Here is a 17,703-nt window from a genome sequence, read left to right on the forward strand (position 1 = left end):
GGTAGGCATACGGTTGCGCCTGCGATCTCACAGCCCATCTTATCACTACGCGCCAGCAGCGACGCACCTCTCGGGGGCTAGGACTGGTCCAGGCGCTCGCCAACACGCGGATTCCTGAGCAACATGAGCGGTGGAGCGGTTAGCTACTGCGCGGTACACGCAGGCATTCACTAGGGTAGAAAGTGACACGGCCGTGCTAGTCCACTGCAGCTCCATCAGCGCGGCGCCGGCAGCGGCGCTGAAGTTAGTGGGCCAGGAATCCGCAATCATGCGCACTACGCTGTTCATCAGCATTGTACTGCTCGCCTACGTTTCCTTGGACACGTAGGTGCTTTGTACCCTGTAAAATCCGCTCTGGCCGGGTACCGTGGTCGAAATTCCTGGCCGGGCTGTGACTAGAACCCGTCGTTCGGAATTCAACCTGACGCCCGTTCGACTTGATTGGTCAGCAGTACACGTTCAAGGCGTGGTTCAGTCATGGGGCACGGCGTCCTCGGGCGTGTGGGCGAAGTTCCAGCGCGGGGCCGTCTTGGCCAGACGGTGGCGCATGTCGTCGACGTTGGCGGCCAATTGCCGGGTCATTGCTCGGTAGCCGTCCAGCGCAGGATAGGGCAGGGCTTCGAGTGGTTGGCCAGCCAGGCTTTCAACGCGTAGCAGTCGCTCGCTGTGGCCGTCACGCAGGGCACGCGCCATGGCGACCAGTTGTCGACGAATGAAACGGTGCTCGGCCTGTAGCGAGTCACGCAACGCAGCCATGGCGGCGAGGTCCTCCGCTGGCGGGCGGGTGTCGGCGAGAATTTCCAGGAAAGAAATACACAAGCGCAGGTTTCGCTGCAGCGCGTCCAGTTCGGTTTGCGAGATATGCACTTCCTTGGACACCGACGCCATCAGGCCGCGCAGTTGCACCAGCGAAGCGCTCAGGTTGCGCATGCGCTTGAGGTGGGCGTCGCTGGTAACGGCTTCACCCGCGATGATCCGCCCGTGCACCGCGGCGCATTCGCGCAGGGTGCTGGCCAGGTTGTAGCGCCAGGAGTACACCGCGTAGAGCGGCAGCGCAAAGGAAAAGGCCAGGGCCAGGACATTGCCGATGAGGATGTCGACTGTGCGCCAGAGGCCATCCGACATGGGGTTGTCGCCATGGCCGGCGACTATGAATATCGTGATGGCTGAAAGCAGCGCCGTGTAGCCGCCCTTGCCGATGGCATGGTAGGCAAAGAATCCGCACGCCGAAGACATCAACACGTAGGTGAGCAGCGGCCAGCCCAGGTAGCTTTGCTGGGCCACGATGGCCAGCCCTATGACCGCGCCGATCAAGGTCCCATAGGCGCGTTCGGTGGCCTTGCGCCTGATGTTGCCATGATGCTGCAGCCCACCGATCACGATCAGCATGGTCACCGATGCCCATTCCCCATGGGGCAGGTGGATGCCGGTGGTAAGCAGGATAGTGGCCACCAGGCCGATGGACACCCGCAATGCATGGATCAGCCGGGCATGGCGAAAGCGGCGGAAGGGGTCGAGCAGAGGGCGGAGCAGGCGACGAAGGAAATACGGCAGCGAGGCGGTCATCAAGGGCTTCAGGGGCTCTGGGCAGGTAGGCGAGTGACGCGATGCCAGGCGACATGGGGTAGGCAGGCCGCCTGGTGAAGCTACGAAGGGTAGTTGCTGGAAGCGTGCTGAGCAAGGGCGCCAGGCGGTGTCCGAGCCTGATGGACAGGAGCAGCGCTGCTCGACAGGCCGGAGGGATTCGGGATATTGCCCAGCGCGCCACTCGCCTCGATGATTTGCGCCTGCTTCTGCCAGGGTGGCTCGGGCCCTACCGCTGTCTGGCCGCCCTAGCGCCGATGGCGCCTGCGCTCGGGGTTAACCACGGTGATGGTCGACAACCTGTTCTTGAGCTCGGCGACAAAGGTCGCGATTTCCCGCGCTGAAGACAGGTCGGCCGTCCGGATGTTTCGTTCTTCCAGAATGGCTTCATTGGTGCGGGCATTGATCAGCTTCAGGTTCATCATGCCGGCCGTATCGATTTCGCACTTGCAGACAGTAGGCAGAAACGCGTTTTCCATAATGTGTCGCAGCTCTAGCGGAGATAGCATGGCTCATCCTTGTTGTTCTTAGGTAAAACTGAGTACCTAAGAGCATAGCCCACCAGCCGGTTTTTTCCCGTGGGCCGCGACAGGGGGGCTGCCCTAGAGCCGGCCGCTACGGTTCCAGCGCTTCGCCGAAGCGATGGTTCAAGCAGGGAGCAAAGGCGCCCTCCGTGGTTCCCCAAGCAAGCCCAGGCTAGGCGCCGAAGCGTTCGACGCGCGCCGGGGTGCGCTGCATCAGCACCTTGCCGGCACGGATCGAAGTCAGTACCTGCCCCTGGCTACGAACCATTTCATAATCGTCCGGCGCCGAAAGCATCAGTAGGTTGGCTGGCCGGCCAACCCCCAGGCCGTAGCGCTCGCCCAGATGCAGCGCGCGAGCGCTGTTGTCGGTGATAAGGTCAAGGGAACGCTGCAGGTCTTCGTAGCCAAGCATGTGGCAGATATGCAGGCCCGCTTCGAGGATGCGCAGGATATTGCCATTGCCCAGTGGATACCAAGGGTCGACGATGGAGTCCTGGCCGAAGCAGACATTCATGCCGGCCCGGTCGATCTCGGCTACCCGGGTAACCCCCCGCCGTTTTGGGTAGGTATCGAAGCGCCCTTGGAGGTGAATACTCTCCGTGGGGCAGGAGACGAAGTTGATCCGGGAGGCCTTGAGCAGGCGAAACAATTTGGAACAATAAGCGTTGTCATAGGAACCCATGGCCACGGTATGGCTGGCCGTGACCCTTTCCCCCATGTCCCTCACTCGGGCCTCCTCGGCGAGCACCTCAAGGAACCTTGACTGCGGATCGTCGGTTTCATCGCAATGGACGTCTACCAGGCAGCCGGTGCGCTCGGCCAGGTCCATCAGGAATCTGATCGACGCGACGCCTTGCTCGCGGGTATTTTCGAAGTGGGGAATCCCACCCACCACATCCGCGCCCATGGCAATCGCCTCAGCCATGAGCGCACGGCCATCCTTGAAGGACTCGATACCCTCTTGGGGGAAGGCGACGATCTGTAGGTCGATCAGGTGCCTGGCGTCCTCACGCACCTCCAGCATGGCCTTGAGCGCGGCCAGGCTTGGATCAGTGACATCCACATGGGTGCGCACGTGCTGGATGCCGTGATCGACCAGCATGTCGATGGTCCGCCGCGCGCGGACCTTGGTGTCTTCATGGGTTACCACGGCCTTGCGCTCGGCCCAGCGTTCGATGCCTTCGAAAAGGGTGCCGCTCATGTTCCAGGACGGTTCCCCCGCGGTCAGGGTGGCGTCCAGATGAATATGCGGTTCGACGAAGGGCGCGGTGACCAGGTTCTGGCCAGCGTCCAGGTCGGTGCCGGTGCTTGGCTGGAGCACGCCGGACTGGGGGGTGACGGCGGCGATCCGATCGCCCTGAAGGCCGATGCGATACAGGCCTGGCTTGCCGCGCAGGCGGGCGTTGAGAATATTCATGGTAACTCCTTGGTATAAGCATGCGCCCTGGACCAGCTTCCGGCGCGGCTGCCGTTGAACGGCATCAGGCCGATATAGCACACAGCAGCCACGGCGATACCTATCAATGGCGCTACCCAGGGCGAGCAATAGGCCAAGACCGCGCCCACGGCATAGGCGAGCAGCCCCTTGAAGTTGTAGCGCGGCAGTGGGGTCGTGGCCAGTACAGGGTACTTGCCCCGATGGCGATACCAGAAGTCCGCCATGATCACACCCCCCACTGGCGGGATGATGGAACCCAGCAGCACCAGGAAGGGAATCAGCAGCTCGTACATCCCGCCAATGGCCAGCACCACACCCACGGCCGCGGAAATCAGGGTCATTGTCCGGCGGCGTGGTGTACGTAACAGATGGCAGGCCGCGGCAGAAACGTTATAGATGGTCGGCCCCTGGATGGTCCAGAGGTTGAGGCAGAGCATGATCACCGCGGCGAACGACAGCCCCTGCAAAATCATCACCTCGACGATATCGGCCTGCTGGTAAACGATGGCGCACCAGGCCCCGGCGACCACCATCAGGCCATTGCCGAGCAAAAAGCTCAGGGCGCTGGCAATGATCGCCACCCGCCCGGTGCGCGACAGGCGCGTCCAGTTGGTGGCCTGGGTCGCGCCGCTGGCAAAGGTGCCGAACACCATGGTGACAGCCGCCGAAAAGCTCATGGTTTCGTGGGGGATGACCGCGGCCAGGCCCTTGAAGCCCCCGGCATGGCCTGTGGCCAGGTACATCGAAACCATCAGCAGGGCGAACATCAGCGGTATCGACACCCGGGACAATACGTCCAGGCCCTTGTAGCCAACCAGCGCCGTGATGCTGAAGCCAAAGCCGAACAGCACCATCAGCGGCGTGGTCAACCCTTCGCTGAGCCCGAGAATCTTCACCAGCACGATGGCAACGGTCGCGGTGCCCCACGCATACCACCCCAGTTCGGCGAACCCAAGCAGAAAATCCGAAAGACGGCTGCCCGCCTCGCCGAAGCAGAAGCGCCCCATCAACACGGTATTGAGGCCACTGCGCGAGGCAATGAACGCCAGCCCCGCCGCGTATAGTGCCAACAGGCTGTTGCCGATGAAGGCGACCCATAGCATGTCAGTGAAAGAGAAGGCCATTCCCAACTTGCCACCCGCGAACATGGTGCCGGTGAAGAAGGTAAAGCTGAACAGCACCATGGAAATGGACAGCAATCCTTTCCTGGCCGAAGCGGGTGCTTCACTTAACGGAAACTCTCCTGCTGAGTTCATCGCGTTCTCCTTGGCTGACGCTTGCCGGAAGGCAAGCGCTGGCAGAAGAGCAATTCACAGGCCGCTTTCGGAGTTTGCCGCGAACATGGGCGAAAAGATGTCAAACGAACGGCAGTCGCTGGCAAAGAACGCCGCTGCGCTCGAAGCGAGTCGGGCTGACGATAAGCGCGCGGCGCACTACTTCAAGTCGCCGTTGCACCTTTCGGGCGCTCGATCAGCTACCCGCCCCACCGTGGGCTTCTTCGAAAAAGTAGTCCTTCCAGCTGTCGGCCTTGTTCTTCAATACACCCAGTTCATGCAGTTTTTCCGCATAGATAAAGGTGCGCTGCGGTACTACGGTGAAGTCGATCTCCGGGTCCTTGACGATCTTCTCGACCAGCGCGGGGGGCAACTTCGATTGCTCCACCCGAATGTAGGTCTGGGCGGCTGCGGCTTTGTCCGCCTGGATCAGCTCCGCAGCCTCGACCAGGGCGGCATAGAACGCCCTATAGGTCTTCGGGTTCTGGTCATGGAATCCCTGGGTGGTGTAGAGCACGTTGAAGGTCGCCGGGCCACCCAGAATGTCGTAGGAACTGAGCACCTTGTGCACCTTGCCACTCTCCAGCGCCTGGTACTGGAAAGGAGGGCTGGAAAAGTGAGCGGTGATTTCCGAGCCACCGGCGATCAGCGCCGAGGTGGCGTCCGGGTGGGGCAGGCTTACCGACAAGCTGTCGAATCGCTTGAAGTCCTCGTTACCAAATACCTTCGCCGTTTCCAGTTGCAGGGTACGCGACTGGAAGCCCACGCCTGCCGCGGGCACGGCGATACGATCCTTGTCGGTGAAATCCTTGAGTGTCTTGACCTCCGGACGATTGCTCAGCAGGTAGTTGGGCATGGAGCCGAGCGAGGCGATAGCCTTCACGTTCTGTCTGCCACGGGTACGGTCCCACACTGTCAACATGGGAGGTACGCCGGCTGATACGACGTCCAGGGCGCCGGCCAGCAGCGCTTCGTTCATGGCCGTGGCGCCGGAGATGCTGCTCCAGTCAACGGTGATATCCAGGCCTTCGGCCTTGCCGTGCTTCTCGATCAAGTGCTGGTCCCGCACCACATCCAGGATCAGGTAGCCGATGCCGAATTGCTGCGCGATGCTGATCTTGCCCTCGGCCTGGGCGCTGCCGCCGAATGCCGCGCCAATCAGGCCCAAGGCCAGGGAAAGCTTTTTCAGGGAGGTCATGAAGGTACTCACGTCATGGGTAGTGGGCCGGTCTGGCCAGGATCATGTTCGAGGCGGGCCTGGTTTCGCTGGAGGTACCGGGTCAGGTGCGTTGCATGCCCCAGCGCCGAAGCGTGACCCGTTCGATGCTGGCGAACAGCAGGTTTTCCACCAGCAGGCCGATCAGGATCACCGCCGCCAGCCCCGCGAAGACCTTGTCGGTGTAGAGCTCGTTGCGGTTCTGGAAGATGTACCAGCCCAGGCCGCCCTTGCCCGATGAGGCACCGAACACCAGTTCGGCGGCGATCAGGGTGCGCCAGGCGAATGCCCAGCCCAGCTTCAGCCCCGCCAGGATGGACGGCAGCGCCGCGGGAACGAGGATGTAGGCGATGAAGCGAATGCCCCGCAGGCCATAGTTGCGTCCGGCCATGCGCTGGGTTTCCGATACACCGAGGAATCCGGCATAGGTATTGAGCGCCAGAGGCCAGAGCACCGAGTGCACCAGTACGAAGACCAGGCTGTTCTGGCCCAGGCCGAACCACAGCAGTGCCAAAGGCAGCAGCGCGATGGGCGGCAGAGGATTGAGCATGGAGGTCAGGGTACTCAGCAGGTCGCGGCCCAGTTGCGTCGACACCGCCAGGGTGGTCAGGCCGAACGCCAGGGCAATGCCGATCACATAGCCCTTGACCAGTACCGTCAGCGATAGCCAGATCTTGCCAGGCAGCTCGCCGCTGGCCATGCCCCTCGCGAACGCCTCGGCGGTTTGCAGGAAGCTGGGCAGCAGCAGGTCGTTGTCTTGTATGCGCGCCACCACCTCCCACAGCAACGCCAGGGCGAGCAGGATAAGGGTCTTGCGCACCCAGCCGTGGCGCCAGATGCGTTGGGGCAGGGGCAGGGCGCGTGACAGTTCGGAAGGGATAAAGGGTTCCAGCGCCACTTCGTATTCTTGGCGCACAGGCGTAGGTCGGCTCATGTCGGGCTGGCTCTGCAAGGTCAATAAGCGATGCGCAGGCTACGGAAGTCCACATCCGTGCTGGCCTGCGACCTGTCCCCTTCGTCGAACAGCAAGCGGTGGATGCGCTGGGCGCTGGCCTGGAATTCAGCACCCCCCAGGCTGCGAAGGTCGTATTGATGGCTGTTGATCTCGGCGCGAACCCGGCCCGGATGCGGCGACAGCAACAGGATACGATTTCCCACCACCAGGGCTTCCTCAATGGAGTGGGTCACGAACAGCAAGGTAAAGCCTACGTCGCCCCACAGCTGAAGCAGTTCTTCCTGCATCTTGCGACGGGTAAGCGCATCCAGCGCGGCGAAAGGTTCGTCCATCAGCAGAATGCTGGGTTGCATCGCCAGGGCCCGGGCAATCGCCACTCGCGCCTTCATGCCGCCGGACAGCGTATGCGGATAGGCATTGGCGAAGGCGCCAAGCCCGACCTTTTCCAGGTACAGGTACGCCCGGTCCCTGGCCTCGGCCCGCTTGAGGGTCCGCGAAGCCAGCAGGGGAAACATCACGTTTTCCAGAACCGTTTTCCAGGCCGGAAGTTGGTCGAATTCCTGGAATACCACGATCCGGTCCGGCCCCGGCTCGCGAACGACCTTGCCGGCGAGCAGGATCTCACCCCGTGCCGGCTTGATGAAGCCGGCGACGGCTTTGAGCAAGGTCGATTTGCCACAACCGGACGGGCCCAGGAGCACGAAGCGGTCTCCTTGATCGACTTCGAAACTTACCTCATGGGTTGCGCGCACTACACGTTCGCTGGTGCGGTATTCAAGGCTGACGTTCGCGACCCTCAGCAGTGGATCTGGGGCGGCATGCAATTCGGCAGGCGACAGGGTGCCCTCGCTGGCCGTGTGGCCTGGCAATGCAGCGCTCATGTGAAACTCCTGGTCAGTACGGCGCGTCGCCCTGGATGGTGGTGCGATACAATTTGCGGCGCAGGTGATTGGGGCAGCCAGTGGCCAGGTGGATCAGCGAACGGTTGTCCCAGAACACCATGTCGTGGGGCTGCCATGCATGCCGATAAAGGTTGTCCGGTTGCACGCTGTGGGCATACAGCTGGGCAAGCAGGTCGCGACTTTCGTCTTCGGGAAGCCCGACGATATGGGTGGTGAAACCTTCGCTGACGAACAGCGCCTTGCGCCCGTTTTCCGGATGAATACGCACCACCGGATGCGCGACCGTGACTACCTGGGCCAGCTGTTCCGGGGTCAAGGTAGGGCGCCAGTTCGCGGCATCCTTGCCTTCGCTGTAGCGTGCCGTGTAGGAATGCACTGCCTGGCGCCCTTCGATCGCCGCTTGCAAGTGCCTGGGCAGGGTATCCCAGGCACGGTGCATGTCGGCGAACAGGGTATCGCCCCCTTCGCTCGGCAGCTCCTGAGCATGGAGCATGGAGCCCAGGCTCGGGAGTGCCTTATAGGACAGGTCCGAGTGCCAGTATTTGCCCGCATCTCCCAGGCCCACCGGCACACCGTTTTCCACGATGTTGGAAACGATCAGAATTTCCGGATGCCCCGGCAGCAGGAACTGCTTGAGAACATGAATCTGCAGTACGCCGAAGCGACGACTGAAAGCGATCTGCTGTTCCGGGGTAATGCGCTGGTCCCTGAACACCACCACGTGATAATCCAGATGAGCCTGATGCACGCGACGAAAATCCGCATCGTCGAGAGGGTAAGACAGGTCCAGCCCGACAATCTCGGCGCCTACCTGGCCATCGAACGGGCGGATATCGAATATTTGCTTGGAAGGTGCTGCGAGGGATGCGGCGGGCATACAGCGCTCCGGCTCTCATGAGGTTAAGAGAAGATATGCCCGAACATTATCGTTATAAGAACTATCTGTTAAATACCAAAAAAGAATAACTATAGAGCGGATTGAATGGCTTGGCCGATTACCAGAGGGTCAGCCTTCGAGGGAGCGCAGGGTTGTCAGGGCGTCGCTAAAACGCTCGCTGGCTGCACCAAGCGCCGTGCTGGCTTGTGCTGCCTTTGCAAGCACTACATTCCGCACTTGCGCAATGCGAGTGGCATCGAAGCGCTGCAAGGGGCCCGAAAGCGTAAGCGCGCCACGTAAATCATCAGGGTAGCCGAATACAGGCGCCGAGATAGCGGACGTCTCTTTGTCTCGTTCCCCATAGGATTCAGCCCACAGCTTCGCCCTGACTTCGGCCAGGGTAGGGTCTTGGGCGGAGCCGAAGGCGCGCAGCACCTTGCCGGACGCGCCGGCTGAGATCGGGAACCGATCCCCCTCGTGGATCGCAACGCGTACCGCGCGGCGAGGCTCGACCCTTAACAGCACTACCCGGGAATCTCCTTGGGCCACATAAAAAGAAGAGGTTTCACCGCATTCCTCTGAAAGCGACTGGAGGATGGGGTACAGGATTTCCCGGAGATTGAACGAACTTTGATACAGCTGAGCCAGCCTGAGCGGTTCATGGCCTACCGCGAACTGGCCATCGCCCAGGCGACGTACATAGCCGCCTCGCTCCAGGGAAGTCATCAGCCGAAGGATGGTGCTTTTGTACAAGCCGGTGCGCCGTGAGAGTTCCGCCAATGGCAGGCTTGCGCGGCTTGCGTCGAATGCAGCGAGGATGGCGAAGGCACGATCCACAGCGGCTACGCCGCCTTCGGTAGTGGTATCCGGTTCAGTTGTCGTGCTCAAGTCTGTGTCGTTCATTACGCTGCCTTACCTGGAAAAAAGGCCAACCCTCGCATTTCGAGGTTGGCCGAGGTAAAACGACTTTAACCTGTAAAAGCCCGAACCTGCCAGGTTGGAGCCGGCACTGCCCGTTCAGGCATCGCGCATGTACAGCTTGAGGCACCCGGCCATGATGGCGGCGATGAAAAGTATACAAGCCATTGCCATCAAGCCAGCCGAGAAGGATCCAGTAGCTTCTCTCAAGTAGCCCATCACGAAAGGCCCAACGAAGCCCCCAAAGGCGCCGACGGAGTTGATCAAGGCTATGCCCCCGGCGGCCGCTTGGCCACTCAGGAACTTGGCCGGCAAGGTATAAAAAATGGTCTTGGCCGAGATGGTACCCACCATGGCCAGGGTGATCCCGATCATGGCTGGCACCAAGGCGTTCATTTTCAGTGTCAAGATCAACGCCAGGCCGGCCAGTACCAGCGCAGTCACTAGATTGGCGATGCCGCGGCCTGTTCTATCCACATGTCGAGCCCACATCAGCAACCCCACGGTGGAGAAAAAGTAGGGGACCGCCGCGACCCAGCCAATAAGACCCAGCTCGACTCCTTGGCCTTTCAGCATCTGTGGCAACCAGATGCCAATGCCATAGGTTCCGATGGTAAAGCTGAAGGTGATGCTACTGAGGATCCAGACCCGTGGATCCTTCAGGGCGGCGGTGAAGGCATGGCGCTTCTGCGCCTTGTCACCTTCGGCGGCCAACAGGCCCGCCAGCGCCTCGCGTTCCTGCGCGTCCAGCCATCTGGCTTCGCTTGGCCGGTTGGCCAGTACCTTCAAGGTCACCAGGCCCAGGATGCAGGCCGGTATGCCTTCGATGATGAACATCCATTGCCACCCGGCAAGGCCCAGCAGGCCATGCATCTGCAACAGCCAGACCGACAGCGGTCCGCCCACCAGGAAGGAAATGGGCGTGGCAACGGTGAACCATGCCAGCACCCGGGTGCGGTATTGCAACGGAAACCACAAGGTAAGGAAGAAGATCACCCCTGGGAAGAAACCCGCTTCGGCGATGCCTAGAAGCAATCGAATCGCATAGAAGCTGTAGGGGCCAATCACGAAGGCGGTGGCAGCCGCGGCCAGGCCCCAGGTGATCATGATGCGCGCCATCCAAAGCCGGGCGCCGAAGCGGTACATGGCCAGGTTGCTCGGCACTTCGCAGAGGCAGTATCCAACGAACATAATGCCGGCGCCCAGGCCGAACTGGGCGGCGGTCAGGCCCAGTTGATCGGTCATTTGCAGTGCGGCGTATCCGACACTGGTGCGATCCAGATAGTTGAAGAAATAGGCCAGGGCCAACAGAGGAATCAGGCGCCAGGCGGCCTTGCGCAAGGCGCGCTTCTGCACGGCGCTCAACACTTCGGTTTCAGCAGCCGCCAAGGGCGCTGCAGCAGTCGTGACGTTCGTCATGACGGTCTACCTCGATATTGTTGTTATCTTGTTCAGTGGTGCCCGGCCTCGGCGGCTTCTACCGCAAAGCCCGCAGGCCCGCTCGGCGGGCCTGCTTGCGGATCAGTCCGCTTTCACGGTTCCGGTTTCGTGAAGCCTGTCCACGTCGCCATCGCTGTAACCGAGCTCGATGAGCAGTTCGCGCGAGTGACTGCCAAGCGGCGGTACTGGTAAACGTGCGCCGAACCGCTGCCCGTCCATCTCGAAAGGCAACATGGGCACCTTGGTCAGCTGTCCATTGGCCAGTTCCAGCTGCGCCATGCCACCCGACTGATTCAGGTGGGGGTCGTCGAACATGTCTTCCGGACGCTGGATAGGCGAGAAGGGTAGCCCCGCGGACTCGCAAAGACTCATCACGCTGGCCTTGTCCATCTGCTCAAGCCTGGCACGTACGGCGGGCATGATGCGATCGCGAGCCTGAACGCGTTGGTTGTTGCGCTGCAGAGACGGATCAGCGCCCAGGTCCGGGAAGTCGAACGCCTGGCAGAAAGCGCTCCACTGACTGTCACTGACCACCCCGATGAATACCTGCTCTCCTTCCTTGGCCGTGTCGAACACGTCATAGATGGCCCAGGCAGAAATCCGACTAGGCATGGGCGCGGCCGGAGCGCCGGTAACGACCTTCTGCATCATGTGCTGGGCTACGAGGAAGGCAGAGTTCTCGAACAGGCCCGTCTGTACGAACTGCCCCTTGCCGCTGTCCTTTCGCTGCAGCAGCGCGGCCAGCACCGAAATGGCACTGAACATGCCTCCCATTACGTCGTTGACCGAAGCGCCCGCGCGAAGAGGTCGACCTACGGGGCCGGTCATGTAGGCAAGCCCCGTCATCATCTGTACTACCTCGTCCAAGGCGGTACGGTTTTCATAAGGCCCCGGCAGGAAGCCTTTCATGGAGCTATAGATAATATCGGGCTTGATCGCCTTGACCTGCTCATAGCCCAGGCCAAGTTTCTCCATTGCGCCAGGCCTGAAGTTTTCCGTCACCACATCCGCGGTCGCGATCAACTTTTGAACCGCCGCCATTCCTTCTTCGGACTTGATGTCCACGGCAAAGCTTTTCTTGTTGCGGTTGTAGGTCAACCAATAACCGGCCCCGGAGCCCATCAGGCGTCGGGTGTTATCCCCCTCCGGGACAGGTTCCACCTTGATCACTTCCGCCCCGAGATCGGCCAGCACCAGGCCGCATGTAGGGCCCATCACCATGTGCACGAACTCGATGACACGAACGCCAGTCAGGGGTAGTTGCTTGCCTTGTGTCTGGCTCATACGGCCTCCCTGGCATACTTGAAGTTCTTGCCCACGCCGGCGTCAGGAATGAAACCGTACAGTGATTCGCCGGGCAGGCCTTCCTTGAGCCATTGCCGAGCGGCGACCAGGCGGTCGATGTCCACCCCGGTGCGCAGGCCCATCGACTCCAGTAGGTACACCAGGTCCTCGGTCACGATGTTGCCCGACGCCCCCGGGGCATAGGGGCAACCGCCAATTCCGCCCTGGGAAGCATCGAAGGTGGTGACGCCTGCCTCGAGCGCCGCGACCACATTGGCCAGGCCCTGACCACGGGTGTTGTGGAAGTGCGCGCTACCGGCCAGGGCGCCCAGCTCGGCACGCAAGCGGGTAAACAAACGACGAACCTGAACGGGATTCGCATATCCCACCGAGTCGGCAAGCCCGACTTCATCAACACCCAGCTCCGCCATCTTCAGCGCCATGGCGATGCTGTCATCATCGGTCACCACGCCCTGAATGGAACAGCCAAATACCGTGGAAAGCCCCGCCTCGATCTGGATATCTGGAAAGCGCTCGTTCCTCAGCGCGACGACTGATTTCACCTCGTCGAAAACTTGCGCGTGAGTTTTGCGGATATTGGAAAGCGAATGCGGTTCGCTGACCGAAATGGGCATGGTTATCTTCTGGGCGCCAGCTTCGAACGCCGCCTGGGCGCCTTTCAGATTTGGCACCAAGGCCGTGACGAACAGCCCAGAAATCGTCCGGGCATGTGCTACCAGTTCAGCGCAATCAGCCATCTGGGGCAATAGTTTCGGCGAAACGAACGAACCGACTTCGATTTCCCTCAACCCGCTTCCTGCCAGGGCAGTGATCCACTGTTTTTTGAGTTCGGTAGGCATGGTCGCCTTGACGCTCTGCAACCCATCCCGCGGCGCGACTTCACTGATGAGGATGTCGATGTCTGACCCATGGTGCATGAAGGTTCTCCTGATGGGTGGAGGGCCTGGCGTGAACAGTCAATGAATGCCAACGCTACGCAGGCCAGCTTTATGATTGTTCTGTCAGGCGGAATATCGTTCTTTTTTCAGTATTAGAGCATGAGTTGGTAACTGTCAATCCCGCTTGCCCGCAATAGAGGTCGTATCAGAGGTGGGTCTTGCTAAAAGGGCGAGGCTTGACAGGTAGCACGAAGGTCTGAAAAAGTGTTCTGCATAAAGCAATGACGTTCTGCTGTTCAGAACAATTATAACAATGGGCTGTGCATGCTACAGCTGCCGCCGGAGACTGCCTCATGAGCCTTTATGCTCCGCCTCAGGACATCCCTACCCGCGTATTTGCCCGGTTGCCCGAAGCCTACTGGCGTAAGGGTGATTCCGATTGGGTCAGAGCGAATAAGCCAGGCCAGTGTGTGACGAGTTTTCTCGAAGGCCCTGCGTTCGATCAGGCTGGCAACCTGTACGTCACTGATATTCCTTACGGACGTATTTTCCGAATTTCATCGGAAGGTAACTGGGATCTGGTCGTCGAATACGACGGCTGGCCCAACGGCTTGAAGGTACACAGGGATGGGCGCTTGTTCGTTGCCGACTACAAGCAAGGAATTCTGATCGTCGATCCGCGCGATGGCAGTGTCCGGCCCTTCCTCACCCACAGGCGCAGCGAGAGCTTTAAAGGGGTGAATGATCTTTTCTTCGATCGCCAGGGGCGTCTGTATTTCACTGATCAGGGCCAGACGGGCATGCATGACCCCAGCGGTCGTGTGTTTCGTTTCGATTTCCAGCAGCAACGCCTCGATTGCCTGCTCGACAATGGGCCCAGCCCGAATGGGCTAGTGATGGACCTCGAAGAGAAGGCGCTGCTGGTCGCCATGACCCGCGGAAACGCGGTGTGGCGCCTACCTCTTCAAGCCGATGGCACTACTTCCAAGGTCGGTATTTTCACCGCCATGGCAGGCGGTGTCAGTGGGGCGGACGGAATGGCGCTAGACAGCGAGGGCAACCTGTACGTCTGTGACGCAGGCAATGGGTGTGTCTGGGTCTTCGACCCCCATGCGGTGCCTCTTTACCGGATCAAAGCCTGCACACCAGGGCGGACGGTAACCAACCTGGCCTTCGGCGGGGCCGACGGCAGCACTCTTTACATCACCGAGTCAGCGACCGGCCACGTTCTGACAGCGCAACTGCCACACACCGGCAAGCCCATGTACTCCCACCACACTGGCTGAAGCGAAGCATGGCGGCATGCACCGCCACGCGCAAGTTCAGCGCGCCAGTGACAAGCGTGAACCGATAGCTAGGCCACCAATAAGAAGAGAGCTTCATGATTACGCTATTGAGCTATACCATGATCGCATGCTTCATGTACCTGATCATGTCCAAGCGCCTGTCGCCTCTGGTTGCGCTGATCTTGGTCCCGATCACCTTCGCCTGCCTTGGCGGCTTCGCCAGCTCCCTGGGTCCGATGATGTTCGACGGCCTGAAGATGTTGGCGCCTACCGGGATCATGTTGACCTTCGCCATCCTGTACTTCTGCATGATGACCGACGCTGGCCTGTTCAACCCGCTGATTGAACGAGTGCTGCGAATCGTCGAAGGCGACCCTCAGAAGATTGTGATGGGTACGGCGATCCTGGGGATCTGCGTTGGCCTCGACGGCGATGGTGCGACCACCTACATCATCACTACCGCCGCGCTCCTGCCACTGTACAAACAGACCGGCATCCGCCCTCAGGTAATGGCCACGGTGCTGCTCCTGACCATAGGCGTAATGAACATACTGCCCTGGGCTGGGCCTTTCTCCCGTGCCGCCAGTGCCATGCATGTGGACATTACCGAACTCTTCGTCGAGATGCTTCCGATCATGCTGGCCGGCCTGGCTTGGGTGTTGGTGGTGTCCTTCATACTTGGGCGGCGTGAGCGCGCTCGTCTGGGCGTGACCCCCGTCAACCTCGCCCAACGCATCGGAGAATTGCAGCAGGCCCGGCTTTCAGGCTGGCGGTTCTGTTTCAGCGCTGCGCTTACCGTAGCACTGATCGCTCTGATGATGATGAACCTGCTGCCGCTTCCCATCCTGTTCATGATCGCATTCAGCCTGGGCCTGGTCGTCAACTACCCGACCTTGAAAGCGCAGAAAACGGTGGTGGAAAAATACGCGGGCAGCGTACTGGCGGTAACCTTGCTCATCTTCGCCGCCGGTATATTCGTAGGTGTGATGTCCGGCACCGGGATGATCAAGGCCGTATCGGACAGCTTGGTCAAAGTGGTTCCAGCCTCCGCCGGGCATTACATGTCCGTGTTCACGGCAATCATCAGCATGCCGTTCACTTATATTCTCACGAACGATGCCTTCTACTTCGGGATATTGCCGATCCTTGCGGAAACGGCGGCGCACTATGGGATAGGGGCGAAAGAAATGGCTATCGCCAGCCTGATTGGCCAGCCGGTGCATTTGCTCAGCCCCCTGGTGGCATCTACCTATTTGCTGTGCGGGCTGCTCAATGTCGACTACGGCGACAACCAGAAAGCGTCCATCGGGTGGAGTATCGGTACCTGCATGGTCATGTTCGTGGCAGCCGCCTTGCTGGGGTCCTTGACGCTCTTCGCCTGATTTTACGGTCGGTACTTCGTTGTCATGACATCGGCATGTAAATAGAAAGCAGAACGTGCCCGCTTCTATCAGATGGTAATGGCGCCAATCCTTCATCGGTGACTGGATTGACCTGCCTAGCCATGTCCGTCCTGCATCGATACCGCTGGCGCGAATCGGTAGCAGTTGCGCCCCCGGCGCTTGGCGTCGTACATGGCGGTGTCGGCGTTGGCCAGCAATTGCTCTGGCGTGACCTGGGCATAGGCAGGGCAAACGACAACGCCGACGCTGGTGCCGATGCGCACTGTCTGACCGCGCAAATGGAAGGGTTGGGACAGTGTCGCGCACATGGCCCCGGCGATTCGCTCACAGGTGTCCTGGGCCTTCGCGCCTGAGGCGATGACCACGAATTCATCCCCAGCCAGGCGGCACACGGTGTCATACTGGCGTACTTTCTGGCGAAGCCGCTCGGCGACCTGGCACAGCAATTCGTCGCCCAGGTCGTGGCCGTATTCGTCGCTCACCCGCTTGAGTCCATCCAGGTCCAGAAAGAACAGCGAGAAATCGGTCTGACCCCGTTCCGCCAAGTCCACGGTTTCGGCCAGCTTTTCGACGAGGGCAGCGCGATTGGGCAGGCCCGTCAAGGGGTCGAGCAAAGCCCTGTCGGTCAGAGTCTTTTCCTTGCGCTTCTGTTCGGTCACGTCCTGCGACCTCACGAAGAAGCCCATCACAGTGTCATCGCGCACGTCCGGAATGTAGGTGGCGCGCCAGATTCGGCCGTCATTCTCGTCATAACGGATGTCATCACGGGTGCTGCGCTCGCCTGCCAGGGCGCGGTCGAAATAGGGCGAGAGCGCTTCGAATACCGCTGGCTTGAGCACGGTGCGGAGGAATTCCACGCGCGCGGTCTCGTTGGTCGGGTAGGGGGCGATCAGCATGGGCAAAAATCCGGGGCATGAGGCCGGTCAGGGCAAGCTACCTCGTCGTTATCAACCGGGAGTGCCGGAACCTGAGCAGGGCGGGGCTGTTATCATGCAGCGACCGTGCAGGCCTGGGTCAATGGTGCCTCACCACTCCGGCCCCCGGTCCAGCGGTAACACCAGCTGTTCCCCCTGATTACGTACGTTTCCTACCGCCTTGTCCACCGGGTACCACTCGAAGGCCTCCACCCCGACGCCTTCATTGCGGACAATGGCCTCGGCGCGTTCCGGCAAGGTGGCCGGGTCCATCCACTCCCGTGCCAGCTCAGGGGCAAGCACAATGGGACGCCGATCGTGGATGTCCACCATGCCGCCCATGGAGTCAGCGGTGAGGATCACGAAGCCCTCGTCGCTGCGGCCAATGCCCGCGAAGAACACGGGCTCGCCAGATCTGAGCCGGATAAAATAAGGCTGTTTACGTTTCGCGTCTCTTGGGTCTTTCACCCACTCGTACCAGCCGGCGGCGGGTATCAGCAGCCGATTGGGCCAGGCGTCGCGAAAGAATCCGCTCGATGACACGGTTTCCACCCGGGCATTGATCGCCGGTGGTCGCTTGCCCTTGGCCCAGAAGGGCAGCCAGCCCCACTTCAGGGAAGAAATCAGCAGGCCGTCGCCGTCACCCTGGAACACGTTGACTGTTGCCGTAGGCGCCACGTTGTACCGCTCCAGCGGCACCCCGTCGTAGCCACTGGTTGCTGTACTGCCCAACCAGTCCACGTAGTCCGCCAGGCTGCGGTCTTGCACAAACCGTCCACACACAACTGC

The 17,703-nt window shown here is 60.7% G+C and carries 16 protein-coding genes; 2 read left to right on the forward strand and 14 right to left on the reverse strand.

From position 1 onward, the window contains the following. Window positions 1–471: 471 nt before the first annotated feature. From ACP691_RS19070 to ACP691_RS19125, 12 genes are all read right to left on the reverse strand, one after another. Window positions 472–1,566, reverse strand: coding sequence for an FUSC family protein (locus ACP691_RS19070; RefSeq protein WP_426153140.1), 1,095 nt, complete (start codon window positions 1,564–1,566; stop codon window positions 472–474). 266 nt (window positions 1,567–1,832) lie between these two features. Further along, window positions 1,833–2,093 (reverse strand): DUF1652 domain-containing protein, encoded by a 261-nt coding sequence (locus tag ACP691_RS19075; RefSeq protein ID WP_426153138.1) that lies wholly within the window; start codon window positions 2,091–2,093, stop codon window positions 1,833–1,835. 187 nt (window positions 2,094–2,280) lie between these two features. Next, window positions 2,281–3,525 (reverse strand): cytosine deaminase, encoded by a 1,245-nt coding sequence (gene codA, locus ACP691_RS19080; protein ID WP_426153136.1) that lies wholly within the window; start codon window positions 3,523–3,525, stop codon window positions 2,281–2,283. Further along, window positions 3,522–4,802, reverse strand: a complete 1,281-nt coding sequence (codB, locus tag ACP691_RS19085) for a cytosine permease (RefSeq protein ID WP_426153134.1) — start codon at window positions 4,800–4,802, stop codon at window positions 3,522–3,524. Before codB ends, codA begins: the two co-directional genes overlap by 4 nt. 214 nt (window positions 4,803–5,016) lie before the next feature. Beyond that, window positions 5,017–6,018 carry an ABC transporter substrate-binding protein gene (locus ACP691_RS19090; protein WP_426153132.1) on the reverse strand — a complete coding sequence of 334 codons (1,002 nt, stop codon included), beginning with the start codon at window positions 6,016–6,018 and terminating at the stop codon, window positions 5,017–5,019. Window positions 6,019–6,100: 82 nt separating this feature from the next. Beyond that, window positions 6,101–6,970 (reverse strand): ABC transporter permease, encoded by an 870-nt coding sequence (locus ACP691_RS19095; protein ID WP_426153130.1) that lies wholly within the window; start codon window positions 6,968–6,970, stop codon window positions 6,101–6,103. Between the two features lie 20 nt (window positions 6,971–6,990). Then, complete coding sequence (locus ACP691_RS19100; protein WP_426153128.1) at window positions 6,991–7,872, reverse strand: ABC transporter ATP-binding protein; 882 nt, start codon at window positions 7,870–7,872, stop codon at window positions 6,991–6,993. A gap of 13 nt (window positions 7,873–7,885) precedes the next feature. Continuing rightward, window positions 7,886–8,770: a TauD/TfdA dioxygenase family protein gene (locus ACP691_RS19105; RefSeq protein WP_426153126.1), complete on the reverse strand. Its 885-nt coding sequence runs from the start codon at window positions 8,768–8,770 to the stop codon at window positions 7,886–7,888. A gap of 129 nt (window positions 8,771–8,899) precedes the next feature. Then, window positions 8,900–9,673 (reverse strand): IclR family transcriptional regulator, encoded by a 774-nt coding sequence (locus ACP691_RS19110; protein WP_426153124.1) that lies wholly within the window; start codon window positions 9,671–9,673, stop codon window positions 8,900–8,902. A gap of 114 nt (window positions 9,674–9,787) precedes the next feature. Continuing rightward, a complete protein-coding gene (locus ACP691_RS19115; protein ID WP_426153122.1) occupies window positions 9,788–11,107 on the reverse strand; it encodes an MFS transporter in 1,320 nt (439 codons plus the stop codon). 102 nt (window positions 11,108–11,209) lie between these two features. Continuing rightward, the gene (locus tag ACP691_RS19120; RefSeq protein ID WP_426153120.1) at window positions 11,210–12,412 is read right to left on the reverse strand and encodes a CaiB/BaiF CoA transferase family protein; all 1,203 of its coding nucleotides are present in this window, start codon (window positions 12,410–12,412) and stop codon (window positions 11,210–11,212) included. Then, complete coding sequence (locus ACP691_RS19125) at window positions 12,409–13,350, reverse strand: hydroxymethylglutaryl-CoA lyase (protein WP_426153118.1); 942 nt, start codon at window positions 13,348–13,350, stop codon at window positions 12,409–12,411. The genes ACP691_RS19120 and ACP691_RS19125 overlap by 4 nt, the downstream gene beginning before the upstream one ends. Before the next feature lie 314 nt (window positions 13,351–13,664). Between ACP691_RS19125 and ACP691_RS19130 the strand changes: the two genes are divergently transcribed. Together ACP691_RS19130 and ACP691_RS19135 are read left to right on the forward strand one after the other, a co-directional pair. Then, window positions 13,665–14,597 (forward strand): SMP-30/gluconolactonase/LRE family protein, encoded by a 933-nt coding sequence (locus ACP691_RS19130; protein WP_426153116.1) that lies wholly within the window; start codon window positions 13,665–13,667, stop codon window positions 14,595–14,597. A gap of 95 nt (window positions 14,598–14,692) precedes the next feature. After that, the gene (locus ACP691_RS19135; RefSeq protein WP_426153114.1) at window positions 14,693–15,979 is read left to right on the forward strand and encodes a CitMHS family transporter; all 1,287 of its coding nucleotides are present in this window, start codon (window positions 14,693–14,695) and stop codon (window positions 15,977–15,979) included. 116 nt (window positions 15,980–16,095) lie between these two features. On the opposite strand, the gene ACP691_RS19140 is transcribed toward ACP691_RS19135, so the two are convergent. Beyond that, window positions 16,096–16,896: a diguanylate cyclase domain-containing protein gene (locus tag ACP691_RS19140; RefSeq protein ID WP_426153113.1), complete on the reverse strand. Its 801-nt coding sequence runs from the start codon at window positions 16,894–16,896 to the stop codon at window positions 16,096–16,098. A gap of 129 nt (window positions 16,897–17,025) precedes the next feature. Beyond that, window positions 17,026–17,697, reverse strand: coding sequence for an SOS response-associated peptidase (locus ACP691_RS19145; RefSeq protein ID WP_426153314.1), 672 nt, complete (start codon window positions 17,695–17,697; stop codon window positions 17,026–17,028). Between the last annotated feature and the right edge of the window lie 6 nt (window positions 17,698–17,703).

The organism is Pseudomonas sp. DC3200b2 (assembly GCF_049895785.1).
Lineage (GTDB): Bacteria > Pseudomonadota > Gammaproteobacteria > Pseudomonadales > Pseudomonadaceae > Aquipseudomonas > Aquipseudomonas massiliensis.

Bases quoted from the DNA above. Each gene is read 5' to 3' on its own strand.
- ACP691_RS19070 (WP_426153140.1), bottom strand. From the start codon at position 1,566: ATGACCGCCTCGCTGCCGTATTTCCTTCGTCGCCTGCTCCGCCCTCTG.
- ACP691_RS19075 (WP_426153138.1), bottom strand. From the start codon at position 2,093: ATGCTATCTCCGCTAGAGCTGCGACACATTATGGAAAACGCGTTTCTG.
- codA (WP_426153136.1), bottom strand. From the start codon at position 3,525: ATGAATATTCTCAACGCCCGCCTGCGCGGCAAGCCAGGCCTGTATCGC.
- codB (WP_426153134.1), bottom strand. From the start codon at position 4,802: ATGAACTCAGCAGGAGAGTTTCCGTTAAGTGAAGCACCCGCTTCGGCC.
- ACP691_RS19090 (WP_426153132.1), bottom strand. From the start codon at position 6,018: ATGACCTCCCTGAAAAAGCTTTCCCTGGCCTTGGGCCTGATTGGCGCG.
- ACP691_RS19095 (WP_426153130.1), bottom strand. From the start codon at position 6,970: ATGAGCCGACCTACGCCTGTGCGCCAAGAATACGAAGTGGCGCTGGAA.
- ACP691_RS19100 (WP_426153128.1), bottom strand. From the start codon at position 7,872: ATGAGCGCTGCATTGCCAGGCCACACGGCCAGCGAGGGCACCCTGTCG.
- ACP691_RS19105 (WP_426153126.1), bottom strand. From the start codon at position 8,770: ATGCCCGCCGCATCCCTCGCAGCACCTTCCAAGCAAATATTCGATATC.
- ACP691_RS19110 (WP_426153124.1), bottom strand. From the start codon at position 9,673: ATGAACGACACAGACTTGAGCACGACAACTGAACCGGATACCACTACC.
- ACP691_RS19115 (WP_426153122.1), bottom strand. From the start codon at position 11,107: ATGACGAACGTCACGACTGCTGCAGCGCCCTTGGCGGCTGCTGAAACC.
- ACP691_RS19120 (WP_426153120.1), bottom strand. From the start codon at position 12,412: ATGAGCCAGACACAAGGCAAGCAACTACCCCTGACTGGCGTTCGTGTC.
- ACP691_RS19125 (WP_426153118.1), bottom strand. From the start codon at position 13,350: ATGCACCATGGGTCAGACATCGACATCCTCATCAGTGAAGTCGCGCCG.
- ACP691_RS19130 (WP_426153116.1), top strand. From the start codon at position 13,665: ATGAGCCTTTATGCTCCGCCTCAGGACATCCCTACCCGCGTATTTGCC.
- ACP691_RS19135 (WP_426153114.1), top strand. From the start codon at position 14,693: ATGATTACGCTATTGAGCTATACCATGATCGCATGCTTCATGTACCTG.
- ACP691_RS19140 (WP_426153113.1), bottom strand. From the start codon at position 16,896: ATGCTGATCGCCCCCTACCCGACCAACGAGACCGCGCGCGTGGAATTC.